The sequence below is a fragment of the Micromonospora tulbaghiae genome, from assembly GCF_900091605.1.
GTDB classification, from domain to species: Bacteria; Actinomycetota; Actinomycetes; order Mycobacteriales; family Micromonosporaceae; genus Micromonospora; species Micromonospora tulbaghiae.
This window is the reverse complement of the sequence record NZ_FMCQ01000002.1, coordinates 152,544-171,829: the sequence shown is the minus strand read 5'-3', so window position 1 is coordinate 171,829 and position 19,286 is coordinate 152,544. Positions and strand designations below refer to the sequence as shown.

12 protein-coding genes are annotated in these 19,286 nt (G+C 72.4%); 5 read left to right on the top strand and 7 right to left on the bottom strand.

Annotated features, from left to right (window positions below):
- Nucleotides 1–120: 120 nt before the first annotated feature.
- Nucleotides 121–552, bottom strand: coding sequence for a hypothetical protein (locus tag GA0070562_RS06020; protein ID WP_091416571.1), 432 nt, complete (start codon nucleotides 550–552; stop codon nucleotides 121–123).
- Nucleotides 553–592: 40 nt separating this feature from the next.
- On the bottom strand, nucleotides 593–994 hold the full coding sequence (locus tag GA0070562_RS06015) for a hypothetical protein (protein ID WP_139135439.1): 402 nt from the start codon (nucleotides 992–994) through the stop codon (nucleotides 593–595).
- A gap of 509 nt (nucleotides 995–1,503) precedes the next feature.
- Between GA0070562_RS06015 and GA0070562_RS06010 the strand changes: the two genes are divergently transcribed.
- Nucleotides 1,504–4,188: a CHAT domain-containing protein gene (locus tag GA0070562_RS06010; protein ID WP_139135438.1), complete on the top strand. Its 2,685-nt coding sequence runs from the start codon at nucleotides 1,504–1,506 to the stop codon at nucleotides 4,186–4,188.
- Nucleotides 4,189–4,311: 123 nt separating this feature from the next.
- Here GA0070562_RS06010 and GA0070562_RS06005 read toward each other — a convergent pair whose 3' ends face one another.
- Nucleotides 4,312–5,052 (bottom strand): alpha/beta fold hydrolase, encoded by a 741-nt coding sequence (locus GA0070562_RS06005; protein ID WP_091416558.1) that lies wholly within the window; start codon nucleotides 5,050–5,052, stop codon nucleotides 4,312–4,314.
- A gap of 183 nt (nucleotides 5,053–5,235) precedes the next feature.
- On the opposite strand from GA0070562_RS06005, the gene GA0070562_RS30875 reads away from it, so the two are divergent.
- A complete protein-coding gene (locus GA0070562_RS30875; RefSeq protein WP_091416556.1) occupies nucleotides 5,236–5,565 on the top strand; it encodes a TetR/AcrR family transcriptional regulator in 330 nt (109 codons plus the stop codon).
- Here GA0070562_RS30875 and GA0070562_RS05995 read toward each other — a convergent pair.
- Nucleotides 5,468–6,373, bottom strand: a complete 906-nt coding sequence (locus GA0070562_RS05995) for an AraC family transcriptional regulator (RefSeq protein WP_091416553.1) — start codon at nucleotides 6,371–6,373, stop codon at nucleotides 5,468–5,470. The genes GA0070562_RS30875 and GA0070562_RS05995 overlap by 98 nt on opposite strands.
- A gap of 154 nt (nucleotides 6,374–6,527) precedes the next feature.
- Between GA0070562_RS05995 and GA0070562_RS05990 the strand changes: the two genes are divergently transcribed.
- Nucleotides 6,528–6,833 carry a putative quinol monooxygenase gene (locus tag GA0070562_RS05990; RefSeq protein WP_091416550.1) on the top strand — a complete coding sequence of 102 codons (306 nt, stop codon included), beginning with the start codon at nucleotides 6,528–6,530 and terminating at the stop codon, nucleotides 6,831–6,833.
- A 54-nt stretch (nucleotides 6,834–6,887) separates the two neighbouring features.
- Nucleotides 6,888–7,856 (top strand): alpha/beta hydrolase, encoded by a 969-nt coding sequence (locus tag GA0070562_RS05985; RefSeq protein ID WP_091416547.1) that lies wholly within the window; start codon nucleotides 6,888–6,890, stop codon nucleotides 7,854–7,856.
- Between the two features lie 61 nt (nucleotides 7,857–7,917).
- Here the strand turns inward: GA0070562_RS05985 and GA0070562_RS05980 are convergent, their stop codons facing one another.
- A complete protein-coding gene (locus tag GA0070562_RS05980) occupies nucleotides 7,918–9,951 on the bottom strand; it encodes a hypothetical protein (protein WP_091418394.1) in 2,034 nt (677 codons plus the stop codon).
- A gap of 165 nt (nucleotides 9,952–10,116) precedes the next feature.
- On the opposite strand from GA0070562_RS05980, the gene GA0070562_RS05975 reads away from it, so the two are divergent.
- On the top strand, nucleotides 10,117–12,876 hold the full coding sequence (locus GA0070562_RS05975) for a matrixin family metalloprotease (RefSeq protein ID WP_139135437.1): 2,760 nt from the start codon (nucleotides 10,117–10,119) through the stop codon (nucleotides 12,874–12,876).
- A gap of 12 nt (nucleotides 12,877–12,888) precedes the next feature.
- On the opposite strand, the gene GA0070562_RS05970 is transcribed toward GA0070562_RS05975, so the two are convergent.
- Together GA0070562_RS05970 and GA0070562_RS05965 are read right to left on the bottom strand one after the other, a co-directional pair.
- Nucleotides 12,889–14,784 carry an ABC transporter ATP-binding protein gene (locus GA0070562_RS05970; RefSeq protein WP_091416539.1) on the bottom strand — a complete coding sequence of 632 codons (1,896 nt, stop codon included), beginning with the start codon at nucleotides 14,782–14,784 and terminating at the stop codon, nucleotides 12,889–12,891.
- Nucleotides 14,785–14,902: 118 nt separating this feature from the next.
- Nucleotides 14,903–19,162 (bottom strand): FG-GAP repeat domain-containing protein, encoded by a 4,260-nt coding sequence (locus GA0070562_RS05965; protein WP_091416535.1) that lies wholly within the window; start codon nucleotides 19,160–19,162, stop codon nucleotides 14,903–14,905.
- Nucleotides 19,163–19,286: the final 124 nt, after the last annotated feature.

Sequence of the window (19,286 nt, the reverse complement as noted above, 5' to 3'; positions counted from 1 at the left end):
ATCGCGCATCCCCGATGCACGGCGGCGGTGGTGCACCGGCCGGGCGCTCCGGTCGAGTACGCCGTCATTCGCGGAGGGCCTCCGGCTCTCCGCGAATGAGCGGGATCTACGGTTCCGGTGTCACTGGCCGACGCCGCCCTGGGTCCTCGCGCTCTCCGCGTCGGCCAGCAGCCGCGCGATAACGGTCTTCCGCCGGTTGACCACACCGGCGAAGTTCACCAGGATCCCCATGTACTCGACCGTTCTCGACGCCCACATCTCCACCCGGGAACCCCCGCCCGGATGTGGTTCGATGTCGATCGACATCGTGACACCACCCCGGAATCCACGTCGCCGCATGTTGATCATTCCTGGGCCGCTCGTGCCGGTCCACAGCACGCTGCGAGAACCGCCGAACGCCTCTCGTACGGCCTCGATCGCCTGGGCTGGATCGCACGTGGTGTCGACGACCGTGGTCGCGACGGCGTTCCGCGTCTCGATGAACTGCCAGACGAAGAAGCCGATTAACGCGGCCACGATCCCGAAGCAGACTAGTCCTTCCACGGTGTTCATTTCCTCCTTGCGATCGGATGACGTCGTCGCGACTGCGGATTCAGCCGCGTTGTGCGCGGATCTGCTGGAGTCGTTGCTGCTCGTAGCCGGTGAGCAGGGCGACCGGAAGCCCACGGGAGGCCTTGAAGGCGATGCCCGCGTCGATCAGCGGCAGCGCCGCGGGAATCGCCAGCGCGTCCCCGCTGAACATCTCCCAGACGAGCCGGGCCGCACCGAAGGTCGCGAAGCCACCCTGGTCGTCGGCGACGAGGTCGCCCAGGGCGGCCAGGAAGCCCTCCCGGTCGCTTGTCGCGTACCCGTACAGCGACCCGACGCGTTCCCACATGCTGCTGTCGTCGATCCCGCTGCCGTGCACGTCGAACGAGTACCGGCCGAAGAGGTCGAGCCACCGCACCATGTCGTCCGGAAACGGCGAGCTGGGCGGTCGTCGGAAGAATGCCATGCCCCCTGCTGACGGACAGCTGTCCGTCAGCAGGGGGCGAGGACCGGCAGCCGATGCCGGCCACGCACACGAGGACGGTCACCCCGTTGGTTCGACGCCCGCCACGTACCTCCTACGGATACCTGGCACCACCCGAGGCGACAGTGCGGGGTTGGGAGTGCCGCAACGACGGCTGCGGCACCGGCGACGTGCCGGCGCCCCGGTCGTGGCCGCACCCGTGCCCGAGGTGCGGGAGGCCGACCGACGCGACCTTCGAGGAGCCGTGGGCGCACGAGGCCAGGGGACAGCGAATCAGGCACGACCTGAACAGCCCTGACGACACTCTGCGGTGGATAGCCGGGGCCGAGCGGTATGTCTGGGCGTACAAGGACGCCCACCTGCGGGGTAACCCGGCCGCGGCTCGCCGGGTGTGGCTGGCGCACCGTCAGGCCCGGCCGCCGCAGTGGCCGAGCACCGACGGCTTCGACCGGACGTCGTGGAGTCTGCACGAGCTGGTCCTGGTCGCCAGCGTGTTCGACGACCTCGACCTGGCGATAGAGGATCTGCTGAGCTGCCATCCGTTCGTCGACACCCGGAACGTGGACGAGGACAGCAGCAGAAGGACGACGGCCCGCGGTTACGTGACCATGTGCCTGATGGTGCTGAAGCGCCAGTCCTCCATCGGTCACCCGCAGGAGAACGAGCTACTCACCGCGCTGCGCGACGTCGCGGACCGCATCTTCGGCGTCCTGCTGCCCGCGCATCACGCCAGCTTCCGAGAGATCGCCGAGATGCGGGCGCTGCACCACACTCGTGCCGCTCTTGGGCGGAGCAGGTCGGCCTCCGTTCTCGTGGCGGGTATGCCGGCCGTCCTGGCACCGCGCGTCTTCCGGGGAAGGCCCGCGACAACCGGCGACGTGCCGGACCTCGCCACCGTTGCCCTGTCGGACGAGGGGCGCGTCCTCGCTGTCGCCGAAGCCGCCCTCGCCATGGCGGAGACCCACGACGACACCGCGCCGCTCGATCAGTTGATCGACCGACTCGACCTCACAGGTTCCAGCCGCGGTCTGCTACGTCTGCTACGGGGCCGCCGTCACGTGATGAACGGGAACCTCCGCGCGGCGGTCGCGGAACTGACGAGCGGCAGGCAGGCGGAGGACAGGCTCTCCCGAGCGTTGCGGCCACAGATCCTCGCCACACTCGGACTCGTAGTGGCGGGCAGCCATCCGCATCGACTCGACGAAGGCATCAGATGGTGCCGGTCAGGCCGAGCCGCCGGCCTGCGTCTGTGGAGCCGTACCACCGTCGCGGACGCCGCCCTGGCCAGGCTGCTGTTACGGCGGGCCATGTCCTCCGGGGCTTCGTCCGCCGCCGGTGACATACGCGAAGCGGTGCGCCTGGTCCGTGGCCGCTGCCGCCCCTGGCGCCGCCCTGACGCAGACGATCGCCTACTGCTCCACGAGGCGCTGTCCGCCCGGGACGCGCTGACCGGCACACCGAACGACGAGCGCCGCCACCGGGCGTGGCGCGAGTCGATGGACGTCACCGGGACCATCGCCGCTCGGGCTCGGCTGGCGGTGGCGTGGGCGGAGTGGGCCGTCGGCACCGGTGATGCCGGGTACGCCGCCGAGGCGTACCAGTACCTGGTCGATCTGGCCTCCCAGGACGTCGTCACGCGATACGGAGCACGCGCGAAGCAGCGGGTGCTCGCCGCCGCGCAGGAGTACGCCGAGGAGGCCGGGTACTGGCTGGCGCGATCCGGACGATATCGGGAGGCGGTGCTCGCGCTGGAGACCGGCCGGGCGGTCGGACTGACCGAAGTAATCGGCCGGGACGATGCTGCCGTGTTCCAGCGTCTCCGGGCGGCCGGCCGGGCGGACCTCGCGGAGGAGTACCGGCATGCCGTCGAGGACTTCAATGATCGGACGCGGCTCTCGTCCCCCGATCTACGGCAGTCGTGGTCGCACCTCCGTGACGTCGCCGGGCGCGTCGCGGCGGTGACCGGAACGGACCCGCTCGCCCTCTTCGCCGACTACGACACCGTCACCGCCGAGACCGACGACGGCGCCCTGGTCTACCTCGGCGCCGCGAAGGCCGGCGGGTACGCGCTCGTGGTCGCCGCACGGCACGACCCGCAGTACGTCGACCTGCCCAAACTGGACCGCGCCACGATCGTCGAGCTGGTCCGTGATGTGGTGGCCGGGACCGGGACGGCATCCGGTCGCGCCGTCTCCTTGAGGACGAGCCCACTCCTGCCCGAGCTCCGCGAGATCGAACCGCTCGACGTACCAAGCGTCGACCGGACGGCCGGGGCGCTTCGCGCACTCTGGGAGGCAGGGCTCAGGGACGTCGTTCTGTGGAGCGCGAGGGGACAGGTGGTCACGCTGGTGCCCGTCGGCCTTCTCAGCCTCCTGCCGCTGCATGCTGCCGGAGTGCCCGGGATCCCCGGTGACGAGGACACCGAGTGGCGTCACGTCGGGCAGTTCTCGGCGATCCGGTACGCGCCGAACGTCCGTAGCCTGCGGCGATGCCGCAACACTGCCCGACGACTCGCCGGCCCGGAGCAGACATTGCTCGCCATCGACGTACCTGATGGGCACGGCACGAGCCTCGGCGAACACCTTCGGTATGTCGGCCGGGAGACTGCTGAGATCACCCGCCGGTGGAGCGGCCGGCCGACGTCGCCACGGCACGGCTGCACGTGGGCGGAGTTCCACGCGGCAGCTGATGAACACACCGTGTGGCACATCGCCTGCCATGGCAGCGTCGACCCTGATTCGATCATGGACAGCAGGCTGTACTTCGCCGACCGGCAGGTCACGCTCGAGGAGCTACGGCGGACCTTGAAGCCGAGCCGCCGCCGTCTGGCCGTGCTGTCCGCCTGTCAGACCAACCGCAGTGGGTCGGCGCTGCCCAACGAGACGGTCGGCCTGCCCTCGGCCTTGATCCAGATCGGATTCGCCGGGGTGATCGCAACCGCCTGGTCCGTCGACGATCTCGCCACCACCTACCTGATGGTCACGTTCTACCGCCTGTGGTGCCAGGAGGGCTGCGAACCTGCCGTCGCACTCAACCGGGCCCAGCGGTGGCTCCGCACCGCCACGCGGACCGACTTGGCCGCCCTGCTGCCCGATGTCGATCCCCCCGGCCAGGCGGACGACCGCCCCTACGTCGACCCGAGGTACTGGGCCGCGTTCGCGTACACCGGAGCGTGACCGCGAACCATCGCATCACCGCGCGTGTGTCCGGCGGATGTCCACCAACCCGGCGACGCTCGCTGCGACGGTCGGCACACCCCCTAGAGCGTCCTAGGACATTGGCATGCCGGCCGCAGACGGCTACTGCGCGCCGGCGCGCGCCGCGGTGTCGATGAGGTCCGCGACGGCGGCCGGCTGCGAGACGGTCACCGCGTGGGACGCGTCGACCTCGACCGTCGTCGACCCGGCCCGCTGCGCCAGGAAGCGCTGCAGGTCCGGTGGGATCGCCAGGTCCTGGGTGGTGACGAGCGTCCAGGACGGGATGCTCTTCCAGGCGGCCCGCGTCACGCTGTCGGTCAGCGTGTTCGCCGCGGCCGGCCGCTGCGTGGCCGCCATCACCGCGGCGGTCTCACGGGGGACGTCGGGGGCGAAGAAGTCCGGGTAGCTCTCCTGCCTGACGTACTGGTCCATGTCCGCGCTGCCGTCCTGCACGGGGATCGGCACCGCCTGGATGTTGTCGGCGAGCCGGCTGCCGGGGAACCTCGCGTTCAGGTCGGCCACCGATTCGCCGACGTCCGGGCTGAAGCTGGCGACGTACACCAGGGCCCGGACGTTGGCGGCGCCGTCCGCGGCCTCGGTGATGATCGCTCCGCCGTACGAGTGGGCGGCGAGCACTACCGGTCCGGGCAGGCTGTCCACGAGGGCACGCAGGTAGGCGGCGTCCCCCGCCACGCTGCGCAGCGGGTTCGCGACGGCGATGGCCGGGTAGCCCCGGCGCCGGAGGTCGGCGATCACCCCGTTCCAGCTCGCCCCGTCCACGAATGCCCCGTGAACGAGCACGACAGTCGGCATTCCGGTCTCCGGCTTCGGTGCGGCATTCATCTGACATTCCTTTCGGCAGGCCCGGCGGAGACTCCAATATCGGGCACGCGCGGAATCGCTGTCAGCGGAATGGGGAAACGTCGGCGAATGGTCACACCGACCCTCCCGCCGCTATCCGAGGTGCCCGAATCCCGCAACCGGTTCCCATGAACGCCCGGCTGAGAGAATGCTGAGAACAACCAGATCGTCGCCGAGGCGAAAGTCACCCGTGCCACCTTTTACCGGCACTTCCCCGGCAAGGACGATCTCATTCGGGCCTATCTGCGCCGGGTGCACGAAATGGACCGCGCCGCCGTGGAAGCGGCGACGCCGGACAACCCTTCTCCGATCGATCGCCTACTGGCCGTCACCCTTCCCCGCCCGTCCCTCGTGGCCCGGACGAGCGCGACGGCGGCGGAGTCGCGTACGTCTGCGGTCAGACGACCGCGGGCACGCGGCCGGGGGCGGTGCCGCGCAGGCGGGCGGCGTCCTCGCGGGGAGGCACCCCGAACTGGCGGCGGTACTCACGACTGAACTGCGACGGGCTCTCGTATCCGACGCGCGCGCTCACGCCGGTGACGTCGTGGGAATGCGTGGCGAGCAGGAGCCGGGCCTCCTGCAACCGGATCTGCTTCTGGAACCGGATCGGGCTCATCGCCGTCACGGCCTGGAAGTTGCGGTAGAAGGCCGACTCGCTCATCCCGGACAGCCGGGCCAGCTCCTCCACCCGGAACGACTGCGCATAGTGGTCACGGATCCACCGCACCGCCCTGGCGACGTGGCTGAGGCTGCTGTCGGCCAGGCCGAGCTGCCGGACGGCCCCGGTCTGTTCCCCGGTGAGCAGGTGCCACAGGATCTCCCGCTTGACCAGGGGCGCGAGCACCGCGACGTCCCGGGGCCGGTCCAGCAGCCGCAGCAACCGGATCACCGCGTCGACGAGCTCGTCCGGCGCGTCGCTGACCACCATGCCCGAGGGCGCTGCGCCGGGCACGGGCGGGAGGTCGCCCGGCGCCGCCTGCAACAGCAGCTCCGCGACCGTGGGCGGGTGCAGCACCAGGCCGAACCCCAGCGCCGGCATGTCGGCGCTGGCCCGGGTGAAGCGGCCGGTGACCGGCAGGTCGACCGACGCGACGAGGTACTGCCCGGCGCGGTACTCGTACACGCGGTCGCCCAGCGCCATCTGCTTCGCCCCCTGGGCGATGAGTGCCATGACGGTGCCCGACATCGACGTGGCCGGCGGACTCTGCCGCTCGACCTTCGAGATCAGCACGCCGTCGATGGCGGTGCTCATGTCCGGCCGCGCGTGACGGGCCAGCAGCGCTCGCAGCTCAGCCAGATCCACCCATCGATTAAAGCATGGCCGATCCTCGCAGGCTGAGTAGGATCAGGCAAGTCTTCGCGAGCATGTACCTAACGTTTTCCGTGCTCATCCTGCTTCCATTGAGGAGTCGGATTTCCGGGACCAGCCCGGATACGACAATCCAGGAGGCACCGCGATGACCGTCCGCCACGGGTTCCACGCCACCATGACCGCACGGCCGGGAAGGGCTGACGACCTGGTCGGGCTGCTGCTCGGCGCGCCGTCCCTGCCCCATCCGGACTGCCTCGTCTTCCTCGTGTCCCGGTCGGCCTCCGACCCCGACGTCGTGCACGTCGTCGAGGGCTGGACCAGCGCCGAGGCTCACCGCCGGTTCTTCGCCGGTGCGGAGGCCCAGGATCTCGTCGCCAGGCTCCAGCCGCTGCTGGCCGGCGAGTCGGCGTACACGGACGCGGTTCCGGTGGGCGGGAAGGCGCGTTTCTGAACCGGCTGCCGCCGCCGGCCCCGCCCCGACCCCCTCACCGGAAGGACCCCTCTGATGAGCTCCCCTCGACCCAACCTCGACCCCGAGTTCCTCGCGGCGTTGGCCGACCTGCCGTCCATGCCGCCACTGGGCCCCGAGGTGATCGAATTCGTACGCCGGCTCCCCGAGCCGCCGATCGAGACCCACCTGCGCGACCGCGCGGTGCGACGGCGTGAGGTCACCGTCCCCGCCGCGGACGGAACGCCGATCCCGCTGTCCGTCATCAGCCCGGCCGCGCAGACGGCCGGGGCGCCCTGCGTCTACTGGATCCACGGCGGCGGGATGATGTGGGGAGACCGCTTCTCGAACATCGACATCCCGCTGGAGTGGCTCGACCGGTTCGGCGCGGTCGTGGTCACCGTCGACTACCGGCTGGCCCCGGAGGCCACCGGCACGACCTCGGTCGACGACTGTCACCACGGTCTGCGCTGGGTGGCCGACAACGCCGCCGCCCTCGGCATCGACCCCGGCCGTGTCGTCGTGGCCGGCGCCAGCGCCGGTGGCGGCCTGGCGGCCGGGGTCACGCTGATGGCACGCGACCTCGGTGGACCGGCGGTCGCCGCCCAACTGCTGTCGTGCCCGATGCTCGACCACCGCAACGACACCACGTCCAGCCGGCAGTACACCGGCCCGGACGGCGTGTGGACCCGGGAGATGAACGAGTTCGGGTGGCGCAGCGTCCTCGGCGACCGGACCGGCGAGGAGGTCTCCCCCTACGTCTCCCCCGCTCTCGCCGGGGACCTGTCCGGCCTGCCGCCCACGTACATCGACGCCGGGACGGCGGAGGTCTTCCGCGACGAGGGCGTCACCTACGCGAGCCGGATCTGGGCCGCCGGAGGCCAGGCCGAACTGCATGTGTGGGCCGGCGGCTTCCATGGTTTCGCGGCGCTGTTCCCGCACGTGCGCGTGTCGGCCGCGGCCCGGCGGGCTCAGGCCGACTGGCTCGCCCGGGTCCTGGACCCCCTCCCCGGTCACCGGGGCTGAGCCCCGGGAGGCACGGCCGGCGCGAACCGCTCGCGCCGGCCGTGCCTCCGGTGGGGCTACGTCACGGGCAGGGCCCGCCCGCGCAGACGTCGATCACCTTGCCGGTGAGCAGGAACACCGCCTTCTGCCGCTGGGCGCCGGGCTGGGCGCGCGGGAACTCGTGCGAGTCCTCGCCGTACTCCGGTCCGGCGGGCGCGAGGTTGGTCGGCGGCGGCGCGTACGCCGCGCCGCTGTTCCAGACCACAATGGCCGAGCCGGCGTACGGGTATCTGCGGATCGGCTCGATGCCCCAGAACGGCCGCACGTCCGGCGACCAGCCGGGGGCGAGCGCCGGGGTGTGCAGGCGGGCGCCGATGGTGCGCGCCTGGACCTCCGCCGCGGCGGTCGAGACTTGCTGGTCGGCGAAGGCGACGTGCATCAGCACCCGGTGCGCCGGGGTGCGCGGCAGCGGCCGGTCGGTCATGTGCTGGGCGTACCCGTTTGCCTCGGACCGGTCCCACAGCATCTGGAGCAGACCGAGGACGATCTGCTGGTCGATCTTGTCCGGGTAGTAGCCGTCCAGGACGGTCTGGAACGGGGCGAAGTCGACGCTGCGTTGCAGCAGCGTGGAGTAGTTCATCGCGGGCACGCCGAGCACCGAGCGGGTCCAGTCCTGGGCGATGGCGGTGAGCGCGCCGCCGTTGATGCCGCCCTGGCTGTTGCCGTCGTAGTGCAGCCCGCCGGCCACGTCGATCAGCGGCCGCCCGGCCGCGTCGCGGAACGCCGGATGGGCGGCGAACCCGTTGCGGTGGATCATCGTCCGGCCCAGGAAGAGGAAGTTCAGGAAGCTCTGCTGGAGCCGGTCGGCCACCGCCGGGAAGGCGCTGAGGTCGGTAAAGGCTCCCGCCACGTACGGGACGTCGGCGGCGGCCATGCCGATCCAGCTCGTCGCGCAGAAGGTGAAGTCGTACGTCTGCGACATGGTCTTGACGTTGCCGGCGTTGATTTCGGTCGGCCGGCCGAGCAGGCCGTGGCCGTAGAGCGAGAGGTGCGCGGGTCGCGCGGCGGACGCGCTGCGCGGGATGTTGCAGACGAAGTCGGCCGCCACTGTCGTGCCGGACGGTGTGGGCAGCGCGTCGCGCGTCGGCGGGGTGCCGTCGCCGCCGGGCGGCCCGTAGTGCAGCCGCGAGCCCGGCCCGCCGTCACCGGTCAGATAGGACGGTATGGCGACGGTGCCGGTCACCTGCCGGGCGATCAGCGGATCCTGCTCCGGCGTGTAGTCGGTGACCTGGGTGACGGTGAATGAGGGCGCGCTGCGGCCGAGCGCGGCGAACGCGCCGTCCCGGACCGCCAGCATCCGCCCGGTCAGGCCCTGCCGGCTGGCGACCGTGAAGTCCCAGGCCAGGTAGAGGCTGTGCCGCTTGAACCCGGCCCGGCTCAGGTCGGCGAGGATCCGCTTCATCTGCGGTGCGCGCGGGTCCCGACGCTCCAGGCCGGCGCCGGTCACGTACCGCCGGAACGCCTTCGGCGCCGGGATGAGCGCACCGTCGCCGTCGCGCATGCCGCGCAGGCCGACGACGTAGCGGGCGCCCTCGGTCAGCGCAACCGCCGGCCGGATGATCAGCACCTGCCGGTCCGGGCTGCCTGCGGCGTGCGCGTCCCGCTCGGCCCAGTACGGCGTACGCCGGCCGGTGCGGGCGTCGAGCAGCACGATCGGCGCGTCCGGCGCCAGCGAGCGGCCGACGTCGGTGACCGGCGCGATCCGCGTCCGCGCGGTGTCGAGGCCGGGTACGCGCGCCAGGATCGGCGAGCCGGGGCTGAAGCCGTCCTGCCGGTTCCACTCGGCCGGGTCGATCGGCACGCCGAGCACGTTGGCGGGCATCGCGGAGGCCGCGAACCGGACCCGCTTGCCGGTCGGGGTGCTGCGGTCCGGGACGGTGAAGTAGTCGTTCGGGAACGGCAGCAGGCAGGCCGCCGGATCGATCGGCTCGCAGGACCGCTGCCCGGCCGGCGGGGGAGGCGCGGACGGTGCCGCCGCGGCACCGGAGCCGAGCAGCACGGCCGATGCGGTCACCAACGCGGACACGGCGAGACGGAGCCGTCTGGGGGTGGGCACGCGTGTCTCCTTCGACATCGGACGGTGGTGTTCTTCCTACGCTCGTGAACGATTCTCGGCAAGGGCACGCACATCGACACTGCCGGATCAACGACGAAGAATCCGCAGGTCAGGCGCACAGTCATACGGTGGGTGGCGAAGCGTTCACGTCCAGTGGAGGACGTCATGACCACTCCCGCTCCCACACCACCACCTCAGCTCCAGGTCGCCCTCGGCACCGCCGCGGACCCCGGCTCGGTGCACGCCATCACGGACACCGGCACGGCGTTGCTCGTCACCCACTACCCCGCGTCCGGTGCCGGCCGGCTGCACGTGCTCGACCCGCGTACCCTCGCCCCGGTCCGCCCGTCCCTGCCGGTCGGTCACGAGCCCCGCGCGGTGGCCTGGCACCCCGGACGCGGGCAGGCGTACGTGATGAACCGGGGGGTGCAGAGCTACAGCGTCTCCCGCTGCGACCTGGCCACCGGGACGGTCACCGACATCCCGATCGGCTTCGGGCTGATCGCGATCGCCGTGGATCCGGTGGCCGATCTGCTCTACACCGCCGACTGGGCGCACAAGCGCCTGCACGTGATCGAGCTGGCGGACACCACGCAGCGGCGCGTCGTGCCGCTGCCGTCGGCGCCGAACCGGCTCGCGGTGGCCCAGGACGGCACCGTCTACGCGGCGCTGTACGTCAAGGGCCTCGTGCCGGCCGACGACGCGCTCGCCGTGGTGCGTCCGGACGGGACGCTCACCGTGGCGCCGATCGAACCCGCCCACCTCCAGCCGGGCGGGGTGGCGGTCGCACACGACGGGATGATCTACGTCGGCTCGCTCGGCGGCGGCACTGTGCACCCGCTTTTCGGCGTGCACGATCCGGACACCGGCCAACGGCTCGGCGAGGTGCGTACCGCGGCCGGCGTCCGCGACCTCGCGGCCGTGCCGGGGCTGTCCCGGGCCTGGCTCGCCACCGACAAGGGCGTCCAGCTCGTCGACACCACAAACCCGTACGCGCCGCGCACGCTCGACCCGATCACCACCGGCCACGCCCCGTACGCGGTGGCGGTCACCGCCAACGGCACGGCGCACGTGGGCGACGTGGTGGACGGCACGGTGTCGCTGATCCGGCCGGACGTGGCGAATCTGCCCCTGGACGCGGTCGCCACGCTGCTCACCGAGGCGGGGTTCGCCCCCACCACCGGGCTGGGCGCGGCGATCCGGGCGTACCAGACGTTCCACGAGCTGCCGGTGACCGGGCGGCCCGACGCCGTCACCGCCGCTCACCTGACCGCACCGGGCTGCGGCACCCCGGACCGGACGACCACCACCGGTTTCGTCCTCCAGGGCGGGCACTTCCGGCACACGAACCTGACCTACCACCTCGGTGACATGACGATGCCGTACGGCCGGGACGAGTTCACCGACGCGCTGAAGCACGAGCTGATCCAGGTGTCGTTCGACGTGTGGCGCGAGGTGCTGGGCGAGAACTGGTACGGGCCGTTCGAGTTCACCCGCGTCTTCGACCCGGCCGAGGCGGACATCGTCTTCTCCGTCGGCGACGACCCGGTCTTCCACGACACCGGCTGGTTCCGGACCGTCTACGCGGTGACCAAGTGGGGCGCCGCTCCCGGCTGGCCGGATGCGGGCGGCCAGCTTCCGGTCATCTTCAACCGAAAGATCAACTGGGACGCGCACGGGTACTTCGACGTCGACCTCCACGGCCCCGACTTCCGGCACGTCGCCACGCACGAGATCGGCCACGCGTTCGGTCTCAACCACGGCAAGAGCGGCAACGTGATGCACCGCAACGCGAGCTGGTACCGGGTGCCCAAGTCCGACGACCGCAACGGCCTGTTCGCCATGTACGGGCGGCTGCCGTTCACCGACGGCGTCGGCATCCGGGTGCTGCCCGAGGTGGACCACGTCGCCTACTCCGACTGCGAGCGGCACCTCGTGGTGCACTACCCCGAGGGCGACGGGTGGACGTGGACGCGGCTCACCGCGGACGTCGGCGCGCCCCGGATGGCCCGCGGCAGCTCCCCGTCGCCGTTCTTCGCGCACGACGGCGTGCCCTCGTACGTCTACGCGGGCGACGGCGGCCACATCTACCAGATCTGGTACGACCAGGGCCAGTGGTGGTGGGGTGACCTGACGCAGGACAGCGGCGGCCCGCCCGCCGTGCGGTACGGCCCGAACGCCTACCGCAACGGCGACACGCAGCGGGTCGTGTACAGCGCCACGGACGGCCGGACGATCCGGCTGTCCCAGGCGCCCGGCGAGGGCTGGGTCTGGCAGGACGTGTCGGTGGAGGGCGCGGTCGCCGCCGACGGCACCCCCTACGGGTACGTCGACGGCGTCACCGGCCTCGACGTGATCGTCTACCGGGACGCCGAGGAGCACCTGCGGATGCTGTGGGAGGGCCCCGAGGGCTGGGGTCAGATGTCGCTGACCTGGGCCACCCAGGCGGAGAACCCGCTGCCGCTGACCATGATGCCGGTGTGGGGCGAGCACCGCGCCGGCGAACGGCACCGGGTGTTCGGCCTCGACCACCGGCAGGACATCCGGATGTACGCCGTCGGCGACGACGGCGCCTGGCACACCCGGTCGCTGACCGCGGAACTCGGCCTGCCCGAGTGCAGCGCGTCGGCGGTGCAGCGGGTGCCCGGCGCGGACGGGGCACCCGACGGCTGGCTGCTGGTCTTCGCCGACTTCGACGGCGGGCTGTGGGAGCTGACCGGCGACGGCGACACGTGGCAGGCCGAGCGGGTGCAGATCGACGGGATGCCGCCGGTGGGGCGCAGCGTGCTGTCGGTGTGGCTGGGCGGCGGTCGCCTGCAGATCACGTACACGGCGGCGAACGGCAACATCCAGTTGCTGTCCCGCGCACTCGGCGACCACGACTGGCAGCGCACCAACCTGACCCGGGTGTCCGACGTGGTGTGAGGGGCGCGGCGCTCAGCCGGTGGCGGCGCGTTCCCTCGGGACCTCCGGCTTCTCCTGGCCGAACTGGGTGCGGTACAACTCCTGGTACCGTCCGCCGGCGGCGAGCAGGTCACCGTGCCGTCCGCGTTCCACCACGCGCCCGCCCTCGATCACGAGGATCTCGTCGGCCGCGCGGACGGTGGACAGCCGGTGCGCGATGACGACACTGGTCCGGCCGGTCAGGGCCTCGGCGAGGGCGTCCTGCACGGCGGCCTCCGAGGTGGAGTCCAGGTGCGCCGTCGCCTCGTCGAGGATGACCACCCGGGGGCGGGCCAGCAGGAGCCGCGCGATGGTGAGCCGTTGGCGTTCCCCGCCGGACAGCCGGTACCCACGTTCACCCACGACGGTGTCGAGCCCGTCCGGAAGTGACCGGATCAGCGTTCCCAGGCGGGTCCGCCCCAGGACATCCCACATCTCGTCCTCGGTCGCGTCCGGCCGGGCGAACGCGAGGTTGGCGCGGATGCTCTCGTGGAACAGGTGTCCGTCCTGCGTGACCATGCCGAGTGCCGCCCGGACCGACTCGGTCGACAGGTCGCGGACGTCGACGTCGGCGAGCTTCACGGCGCCGTGCTCGACGTCGTACAGGCGCGGTACGAGCTGGGCGATCGTCGACTTGCCGGCTCCGGAGGAGCCGACCAGGGCGACCATCCGCCCCGCCTCCACCCGGAACGACACGTCGTGCAGCACCTCCTCGCCGCCGCGCGTGTCAAGCTTCGCGACGTCCTCCAGGGACGCGAGCGACACCCTGTCGGCCGACGGGTAGCCGAACCGGACGCTGTCGAACTCCACGGCGACCGGCCCGTCGGGAAGCGGACGCGCGCCGGGCCGGTCGAGGATCAGCGGCCTGAGATCCAGGACCTCGAACACCCGCTCGAAGCTCACCAGCGCGCTCATCACCTCGACCCGGGCGCTCGCGAGCGACGTCAACGGCGCGTAGAGGCGCGACAGGAGCAGCGCGAGCGCGACCACGGTGCCGGCGTCGAGGTTGCCCCGCAGGGCGTAGACACCACCGAGCCCGTACACCAGGGCCAAGGCCAGCGAACCGACGACAGTGAGCGCGGTGATGAAGACCCACTGGAGCATGGCGGCGCGGACACCGATGTCGCGGACCCGCCGCGCCCGGGCCGCGAACTCGGCCGACTCCTCGGCCGGACGCCCGTACAGCTTGACGAGCGTCGCGCCGGGCGCCGAAAAGCGTTCGGTCATCCGGTTGCTCATGGCCGCGTTCTGCTCCGCCGCCTCGCGCTGCAGACGGGCGAGCCGGGAACCCATGCGGCGTGCGGGCAGGACGAAGACCGGCAGGAGGAGCAGCGCCAGCAGCGTGATCTGCCAGGAGAAGCTCAGCATGACCGCCAGGGTCAGCAGCAGCGTGACGGCGTTGCCGACCACTGCCGACAGGGTGTCGCTGAAGGCCCGCTGTGCGCCGATCACGTCGTTGTTCAGGCGGCTGACCAGCGCGCCCGTGCGGGTCCGGGTGAAGAACGCGACGGGCATGCGCTGGACGTGGTCGAAGACCGCCGTCCGCAGCTGGACGATGAGGCCCTCCCCGATGGTGGCGGACAGGTACCGCGTCAGCAGCCCAAGGCCGGCCTCGGCCAGCGCGATCACGGCGATCAGCACCGCCAGCCGGACCACGACGCCGCTGTCGGCGCCGCCGACGATCGCGTCGACCACCCGCCCGGCCAGAACCGGCGCCGCCACGGTGAGGACCGCCGTCACCACGCTCAACAGCAGGAACGTGACGATCAAGTTACGGTGCGGCCGGGCGAACCCGGCGACGCGCCGTAACGTCGCCCGGGACAGCGGTCGCTCGTCCTGCGCGTTCATGGCGTGGTGCAGGGACGTCCACGCGGTCACTTCCATGCTCATGCCGTACCTCCGCGAGGAGGCTAGAACCTCGCGTCCGCTTCAGGTCAAGCCGCCGCACGGGCTGCCGCCCGCCGCCCGGAGAAGGACGGCGGGCGGCGGAGCGACAGCGGGTGGCGGGCTAGCCGGCGACCACGACGCGGCCCTCGTTCAGCGGTTGCAGGTGCGCCGGGTCGAGATCGTCCGGTGCGCCCCGGCCGCTGTCGTAGACGACGCGCCCTCCGTCGCTCTCCCAGATCCTGATCCGGAACCGGTCCACGTCCCGCCCGTCGGGCGCGTCGGAGACGGTGAGCTGGTACGCGTACCCCGGCCGGCCGTTCACAGTGCCCTCGCCCTGGTACCGGCCCACCGACCCGGCGACGGCCAGGCGCTCGTGTGTCGTGCCGGCGAACGTGAACCCGCGGTCCGGCAGCCGGAAGGTGGTCGTGCCGAACGGCGTGGGCGAACCCTTCACCAGGCCCGCGACGAAGGCGAACTCCCCCGGCCCGGTGGCGGCCACGTCCGCGCTGAGCGCCCCGGCCGGTGAGACGATCGCGCCCGAGCCGGCCACAGTGACGTCCGACGGGTCGTAGACCACGATCCGTACCTGCTGCCGTCCGGTGCCGCCGTCGTCGCCGGTCACGGTGAGGCGCGCGACGTGCACACCGGGCCGCAGCTCACCGCCGGCGACGCAGACGCCCTCGTTGCGCTCCCCGGTGACCACCCCGGGCGTGGCCGGGGCCGGACCGTCGCCGTCCCAGTCGACCGCGCACCGGTGCGTGTCCGGCACACCCGGGTCGGTGAACGTGGCCCGTACGGTGACCGGCCCGGCCACCCGCAGCTCCTCGTCGAGCGCGATCGGGCTCACCTCGATCGGCCGGTTCGCCACTGTGACGGTCACCGTGTCGGTGGTGGTGCCGTGGCGGGCGTCGGTGGCGGTGAGCTCCAGCCGGTACGTGCCGGCCCGGTCGGCTCGGAACGACGGCGTGCCGGCCGGGCCCTCCAGCCGCGGGCCGCCGCCGAGCCCGCCGCCGTCCGGCTGGGCGAGCACGGTCCAGGACAGGGTCACCGGGTCGCCGTCCGGGTCGGTGGTGCCGGTCGCGTCGAGGGTGACGGTGTCGCCCTCGACGACGGTCCGGTCCGGCCCGGCGTCCGCGGCCGGCGGGCCACCGGCCGGCAGAACCCGGCCCACAGTCACCTCGGTACGCGCGGTGGCCCGGAGGCCGTCGGCGTCGGTGGCGGTGACCGTGACGACGTGCCGTCCCTCGCTGAGCTGCCCCGGCGTACGGGTGGCGCCGGTGCCGAGGTCACCGTCGCGGTCGGAGGTCCAGCGCACGGCCGATCCGTCCAGGTCGCCCTGCTCCGGGTCGGTGACGGTCGCGGCGAGCGTGACGGTCTGCCCGGTGGCGAAGAACGCGCCGCCGATCGGGGCGGTGATCCGTACCGAAGGGTTCTTGCCGGCGACGGTGAGCGGGCCGCTCGTCGCGTCGGCGGTGTTCACCCCGTCGGTGACCCGCACCCGCAGCCGGCCGGTCGCCGCGCCGCCGGTGCCCGCGAGCTGCGCGGCGTCCACCGTGTACGACGTCCCGGTGAGCCCGGCGGCCAGCACCCGCCAGTCGTCGGCGCCGTCCGGGCTGTACAGGACGCTCGCGGTGACCGGGCCGCCGTCGGCGTCACCGGCCGTCCAGCCCACTGTGACCGGCCCGGTCGCCGGCACCGACGCGGGCGGCGCCTCGCCCGCCAGCGCCACGACGGGCGGGCTCGCCGACACCGGGAGCGTGGCGAGGTCCCGCCCGGCGCGGGTGTCCACGAGCGTCACCCGCCGGGTGCCGGGGACGAAGTCGACGACCTCGTGGAACAGCCGGGTCGCGGCGTGCTCGGTGGCCGCCGCCGGGGTGAACGGGTGCTCGGCGAGCGTCGCCCCGGCGGCGTCGAGCAGCCGCAGCGCGTACGGGCCGGGCGTCGTGGCCGGGCGCTGGGTGGTGCGGGTCAGGCGCTGCCCGGTGAGGGTGGCGGCCCCGTCGCCGACGGCGCCGGACAGCGCCAGCAGGTCACCTGTCGCGCCCTGCTGGGCGGGCGGGTTCTGGACCCGGTTGCGCCACAGCCGCCACAGGTCGTCGGAGACCCACGTGCGCGGGCAGTAGCTCATCAGGTCGGCGACCGGCGGGCTGGTGTCCGGCGCCCAGACGACCCGGCGCGGAGCGCCGACCGAGTGGTCGCCGATGTCGTAGCCGGCGAAGCTGGGATTCGCCGGGTCCGGTCCGCCGATGGTGCCGCGCGGGTACGGGTAGGACCGGGGCCCGGTCTCGTCGCCGGGATTGTCCGTGCACTCCACGTGCGCGGCGCCGAGCAGGTGCCCCAGCTCGTGCTGGATGGTCGAGGGGTTGTGCGATCCGCCGACCGCCACCCACCCGGGGATGTTCTCGGCGACGCCGCCCATCCGGTCCCGGTTCACCATGACCAGGTGGTAGACGCCGGGTTCCCGCGTTCCTGCCGTCGCCCGCCGGTAGCTTTCGAGCACCGAACGCGCGTCCTGCGCGTCGAGAAAGAAGCTGTCGTCGCCGATCCAGAAGAACGGGGTGTCGTCGCGGTAGTCGGCGCGGGTGACCTCCAGCCGGCTCGTCGGCAGCGTGCGCCGCAGCAGCGACTCGGCCCGGTCCAGGTCGGACTCGGGAGGCAGCACGGTCTGTCCGTCGCGCCGGTAACCGAACCGGATCAGCTTGACGCGCACCGGTTTGGACGCCTGGAAGCGCACCGTGCGTTCGACGACGTTGTCCAGGTAGTCGGGCTCGGTGACGCGGCGATCGGGGTTGATCTCGACCCGCAGTCTGACCTCTCCCTCGCTCGTCCACTGGGTGGGCAGCTCGAACAGGAACCCGCCGCCCAGCTGTCCGCGCCGTACCGTCCGGTCCGGCACCAGCAGGCGGCCCGGGTTGGCCGGTGCGACCGGCGGGCCCAGCGACGTGCCGTCGGGCCGGAACCCGTGCAGGGCGGCCGTCACCGCCGGCGTCGCCGCGTCGGTGCCGACGTACGCCCGCACGACAGTGCGCCGGTCCGCGACCAGGTCCACGGAGTTGCCCAGGTCCTGGATCACCTGGGTGGCCTCCACCCCGCTCACCGTCAGGTTCGGCCCGGGTGCGGTGCAGGTGTTCAGGTAGACGCGCAGGGTGTTGTCGACCTCGTCCAGGACGGCCACGTCGAGGGACTGGTTGTTGTCGAACCGGCCCACTGCCGCCTGCACCGGCCGGCTGCCCGCCGCGAGCACCGCCGGGCTGCCGAACGTGCCGTCACCGTTGCCGGGGAAGACGTAGACGGCGCGGCTGGCGTAGCCGACCACCACCAGGTCCGGACGGCCGTCCCGGTTGACGTCGGCGACGTCCACGTCGTGCGGGCCCTCGCGTCCCGGGGTCAGCGGGCCCAGGTCCAGCGAGGGCAGCTCCCGGGGAGCGGGCGGGAAGCCGCCGGCCGGCGGGTCGCGGAAGTCACTCCACAACCGGATCCGGTCATCGCCGAGGATCGCGACGGCCGCGTCGAGCCGACCGTCGAGGTCGAAGTCGGCGATCACGGGCTTCCACGCCTCGCCCAGCCCTTCGACCCGGGGTGCGGGGCTGTTGCTGCCGTCGCGGATCACCGACACGGTGCTCTGCACGCGGCTGCTGAACAGCAGGTCGGGCACGCCGTTGCCGGTCAGGTCGCCGGCGGCGAGGAAGTCGGGCCGGACGTACGCCGCCTGGTCGCCGAGGGGGAACCTCGCGTCGAAGGCGCCGCCGTTGAGGTTGCGGAACACCCGTACCCGGTCGTCGTCCGGATCGCTCTGCACGGCGGGGTCGACGGCGGCGAGGTCGGGCAGCAGGTCGTGGTCGAAGTCGGCCACCGCCACGTCCGCCACGCTGCGGCCGGCCAGCACGTGCCCTCCGGGACCGAACCTCGGGTCGCTACCGGCGGTCCCGAACCAGATGCCCACCCCGTCGGTGGTGGCGACGGCGTAGTCCGGTTTGGCGTCCCGGTTGAAGTAGCCGACCGTGATGGCGCGCGGCGTGCCCGAAGCGGGATAGACCTCGGGCGCTCCGCCGGGCGTCTCCGACGTACGGAACGTCCCGTTGCCGACGGCGATGAGCTGGTGCACGTCGCCGTCACCGCTCGCCGACGCGACGAGCAGGTCGTCGAAGCCGTTCTGGTTGGTGTCGACCGCCTCGACGTCACGAGGAGCGGCGATCCCGGCGACCGCCGGCATCGCCGTGAACCCGAACGTCTCGCAGCCGGCGGAGAGGCCCGCTCCCGGCGGGCCGGCGGCCCGGACCGGCGCCGCCGCGCCGGGCACGCCCGCCCCGGGACCGAGCAACGCCACGGCCAGAGCGGCCGCTGTCGCGCCGGCCCACGGGCCGAATCTTCCTGATCGCATCACTGTCACCTTTCCGTGCGCACCGGCCGGAGGGCACGGCTACGCACAGTCGTCGAAGGAGATGAGAGGTCTCGATAAGTCCACGGAAGCCGATTGCGCCGCCGCTGGTCGTACCGCCCGTGTC